Annotated in this window: 4 protein-coding genes; 3 read left to right on the top strand and 1 reads right to left on the bottom strand. The window is 64.2% G+C overall.

The window, feature by feature from the left end; all coding sequences use genetic code 11:
* Positions 1 to 90: 90 nt before the first annotated feature.
* Positions 91 to 1,167, bottom strand: coding sequence for an FAD-binding oxidoreductase (locus EN969_RS18455; protein WP_063169911.1), 1,077 nt, complete (start codon positions 1,165 to 1,167; stop codon positions 91 to 93).
* Between the two features lie 121 nt (positions 1,168 to 1,288).
* Between EN969_RS18455 and EN969_RS18450 the strand changes: the two genes are divergently transcribed.
* The 3 genes from EN969_RS18450 to EN969_RS18440 form a co-directional block, all read left to right on the top strand.
* Positions 1,289 to 1,885: a TetR/AcrR family transcriptional regulator gene (locus tag EN969_RS18450; protein ID WP_063169912.1), complete on the top strand. Its 597-nt coding sequence runs from the start codon at positions 1,289 to 1,291 to the stop codon at positions 1,883 to 1,885.
* Positions 1,882 to 2,811, top strand: coding sequence for a haloalkane dehalogenase (locus EN969_RS18445; protein ID WP_063169913.1), 930 nt, complete (start codon positions 1,882 to 1,884; stop codon positions 2,809 to 2,811). The genes EN969_RS18450 and EN969_RS18445 overlap by 4 nt, the downstream gene beginning before the upstream one ends.
* 100 nt (positions 2,812 to 2,911) lie before the next feature.
* The coding region (locus EN969_RS18440; RefSeq protein ID WP_127419294.1) for a peptide chain release factor 3 at positions 2,912 to 4,452 on the top strand (1,541 nt) is incomplete at its 3' end.

The following is a 4,452-nucleotide window of genomic DNA, read 5'->3' as shown; positions in this document are numbered from 1 at the left end:
ACTCGAGGGGGAGATGTCCGGCAGGACAGAGGGGGGCGCCGTAGGGCGTTAACCTATACAGACATCGGCCGACGCTGCCGTCCGTCCGGGTTATTGAGCAAACCGTCCCAACCCGTAAGGCGCGAGCAGCGGATCGCGCTCGCCATCAAGGATTTCGCGAGCGGCAAACAGGCCGACGGCCGGCGCCAGCGTGATGCCGGAATGCATGACGCTGACATAGACGCCGTCCATGCCCTCGGCGCGGCCGATGATCGGAAAACCGTCGATCGGCGTCGGCCGGTAACCGACCGTGTGGAAATCGAGCGCCAGCCCGTCTCCGCCGCGCAGGCTGGCTTTCAGGACCGCGACCAGTTCGCTGGCGGTGGCTTGCGCATCCATGCCGGGGTCGGCGCCGCCGAAATCGGAACCGGCGATGATACGGCCCTCGGCGGTCTGGCGCATATGCAGCCGCTCGGCCAGCACCAGTCCGTTCAGCAGTTTCTCGTAGGGCCGCGAGTGGACGATCAGGCCAGGTGGCGTCTCGAGCGGCAGATTTATGCCGGCGGTGGCGGCAATGCCCGCCGAGCCGACGCCGGCCGCGATCAACACCTCGTCGGTGGCAAGCAGCCCATGCGATGTGTCGACGCCCGAAATCCTGCCGCCTGTCTGGACAAGCGCCGTCACCGTGCTGGAGATGATCCGCGCGCCGCGTCGTTCGGCATCGGCCAGCAGCGCCTTCGTTGCCGCGACCGGCTCGGCAACGCCCTCTTCGGCGACATGCAAAGCGACGTCCGGGAGTTGGGTGAGATTAGGCTCTATACGGGCCGCGCCGGCGCGGTCGACGCGCTCGATGCCGTAGCCCCAGGCCGAATGCTGCGCGGTATAGGCTTCCATGTCGGCCGCCGATAGATCCCAGCACAGGCCGCCGCACCAGTTGAGCGGCAGGCCGGGCACGTCCCGCGCCAGCCGCGACCATTCGGCCATGGCGCGGGTGCGCAGCCGGAAATAGGGCTCCGGATTGCCCCAGGTGGCATTGATCCAGGCAAAGGAGTTCGGCGTGGCGACCCCACCGGCGGCGCTGTCGGCGGCGATGACCGTCACCTGTGCGCCTGCCCTGGTCAGGTGCCAGGCCATGGAAGCACCGATGATGCCGGCGCCGATGACGATCACTTGTTTCACCGCAGCCATGTTCGCTCCTCAAACTCGCCACCCCCTGAGGGACACTCTTCCAGTGCCACCCCCGCTTGCCAACATCGGCAACGCAAATTATTCGGCTTGACATCAATACGTACGTACGTATTATATCGGTATGGCCAGACAATCACTCCGCGAAAACCTCCTTGACGCCGGGTTCCGGACCATCTGGAATTCCGGCTATGCCGCCGCCGGTGTGCGCGACATCGTTGCCGCCGCCGACGCCCGGCCCGGCTCGTTCACCAACCATTTTGCCTCCAAGGAGGAGTTTGCCGGGGAGGTGCTGGACCGCTATTTCGCCTATGTCGGCAAGTTGGTCGAGAAAGCCTTGGCGCAGGACGGCACGCCGCCCATCGGCCGGCTGAGGCGCTACGTCGATGTCATCACCTCGAAGCTTGAGGCGCATGATTGGGCACGCGGCTGCATGATAGGCAATCTCAGCCTCGAGACCGCGGTCCACAGCGAGCCGCTGCGCCTGCAACTCGTCGACATCTTCGAACGCTGGCGCCAGCCCTTCGCCGCCTGCATCGCCGAAGGCCAGGCAGCCGGCGACATCTCCAAGACCTTCGAGGCCGAGGACCTTGCCGACTTCCTGCTGTCGTCTTGGCAGGGCGCCATGCTGCGCATGAAGGTTGAACGTAGCCCCGCGCCGCTCGAGCGGTTCAAGAAAATCATCTTCAGCACAGTTTTTGCAAAGGAGCCGACCCCATGAGTTCGAAAGCCAACATTTCTCAAGCTGGCGTCGCTGCACCGAGACGCTCGCAGATCGCCGTGCTCGATTCGACCATGTCCTATGTCGAGACGGGAGCGTCCGGCCCCACCGTTCTGTTCCTGCATGGCAATCCGACCTCATCCCACATCTGGCGCAACATCATCCCGTATGTCGCGCCGCTCGGTCGCTGCATCGCGCCCGACCTGATCGGCTACGGCCAATCCGGCAAGCCCGATATCGATTATCGCTTCTTCGATCACGTCCGCTATCTCGACGCCTTCCTGGACGTGCTCGACATCCAGGAAGTGGTGTTGGTCGCGCAGGACTGGGGCACGGCCCTGGCTTTCCATCTCGCGGCGCGGCGACCGCAACGCGTGCTCGGCCTTGCCTTCATGGAATTCATCCGACCCTTCGAGCGCTGGGAGGATTTTCATCAGCGCCCGCAAGCCCGCGAAATGTTCAAGGCGCTGCGCACGCCGGGTGTCGGCGAGAAGCTGGTCCTGGAAGACAATGTCTTCGTCGAAAAAGTGTTGCCGGCCTCGGTGCTGCGTACACTGAGCGATGAGGAGATGACCGTCTACCGGGCGCCGTTCCCGACACCGCAATCGCGAAAGCCGGTGTTGCGCCTGCCTCGGGAATTGCCGATCGAGGGCCAGCCCGCCGACGTTGCCGCCATCAGCGAACATGATCATCGCGCACTTCGGCTCTCCACCTATCCGAAACTGCTGTTTGCGGGCGATCCCGGCGCGCTGATTGCGCCGCAGGCCGCACGCGAATTCGCCGCCGGGCTGAAGAACTGCCGGTTCATCAATCTCGGACCCGGTGCGCACTATCTGCAGGAAGACCATGCCGACGCGATAGGCGGCACCATTGCCGGCTGGCTCCCCGAGGTCTTTCAGGCGAGCCGCACGGCCGAATTGGCCTGAAGCAAGCCATGGCTTCCGGCGGCTTCCCTGCCGCCGGACCGGTCGACAGGCCCGCACTGCGCTGCTAGAAGCCCGGCCTGTCACACGGAAATCCCAGAGAATGCCCGAAGCAATAGAAGAAGAAGTGGCGCGCCGCCGCACCTTCGCGATCATCGCGCACCCGGACGCCGGCAAGACCACGCTCACCGAAAAGCTGCTGCTGTTCGGCGGCGCCATCCAGCTTGCCGGCGAGGTCAAGGCCAAGAAGGACAAGATCCAGACGCGGTCGGACTGGATGAAGATCGAGCGTGAGCGCGGCATTTCGGTCGTCACTTCGGTGATGACCTTCGAGTATGAAGACAATGTCTTCAACCTGCTCGACACGCCCGGCCACGAGGATTTCGCAGACGACACCTATCGCACGCTATCGGCGGTCGACTCGGCCGTCATGGTCATCGATGCCGCCAAGGGCATCGAGCCGCGCACGCTGAAGCTTTTCGAAGTCTGCCGGCTACGCGACATCCCGATCATCACCTTCGTCAACAAGATGGATCGCGAAAGCCGCGATCCGTTCGAGATTCTGGATGAGATCGAGCAGAAGCTGGCGCTGGATACGGCGCCGATCACCTGGCCGATCGGCCGGGGCAAGAATTTTTCCGGCACCTACCATCTGGCGCTGAACGCCGTGCGCAGGGGCGACGACGAGAAGGAGCGCACGCCGGTCAACGGTCCCGATTCCAACCGCGTCGCCGGCCTTTTGCCGGAGAACGAGCGCGAGGCCTTCATCGAGGAGCTGGAGCTGGCGCGGGAAGCATGCAGACCCCTTGATATAGAAGCCTTCCGCGAGGGTCACCTGACGCCGGTCTATTTCGGCTCGGCGCTGCGCAATTATGGCGTGCGCGACCTGATCGAGGCGCTCGGCGCTTTTGGACCGCCGCCGCGTGCTCAAGAGGCCGACACCCGCAAGGTCGAGGCGACCGAAGAGAAGATGACGTCCTTCGTCTTCAAGATCCAGGCCAACATGGATCCCAACCACCGCGACCGCATAGCCTTCGTCCGCGTCTGTTCGGGCAAGCTCGAGCGCGGCATGAAGGCCAAGCTGGTACGCACGGGAAAACCGATGTCGCTGTCGGCGCCGCAGTTCTTCTTTGCCCGCACACGCGTCACCGCCGACGAGGCCTTTGCCGGCGACGTCGTCGGCATTCCCAACCACGGCACGCTGCGTATTGGCGATACGCTGACCGAGGGCGAGGAAATCCTGTTCCGCGGCGTTCCGAATTTCGCCCCGGAAATCCTGCGCCGTGTCCGCCTCGGCGACGCGATGAAGGCCAAAAAGCTGAAGGAAGCGCTGCACCAGATGGCAGAGGAGGGCGTCGTGCAGCTGTTTTCGCCCGAGGACGGCTCACCGGCCATCGTCGGTGTCGTCGGCGCGCTGCAACTCGACGTCCTGAAGGAACGGCTGAACTTCGAATACACCCTGCCGGTCGAATTCGAGATGTCGCGCTTTTCCGTGTGCCGCTGGATCTCGGCCGACGACAAGGCCGAGGTCCTGCGTTTCATCGAGGCGCATCGCGGCGACATCGCCCGCGACCTCGACAACGACCCGGTGTTCCTCGCCCAGCACGCCTTCTCGCTGAACTACGAAGCGGAGCGCTGGAAGGC

This window comes from Mesorhizobium sp. M7A.F.Ca.CA.003.01.2.1 (genome assembly GCF_003998945.1).
Lineage (GTDB): Bacteria > Pseudomonadota > Alphaproteobacteria > Rhizobiales > Rhizobiaceae > Mesorhizobium > Mesorhizobium ciceri.
This window is presented reverse-complemented; position numbering and strand designations above follow the sequence as displayed.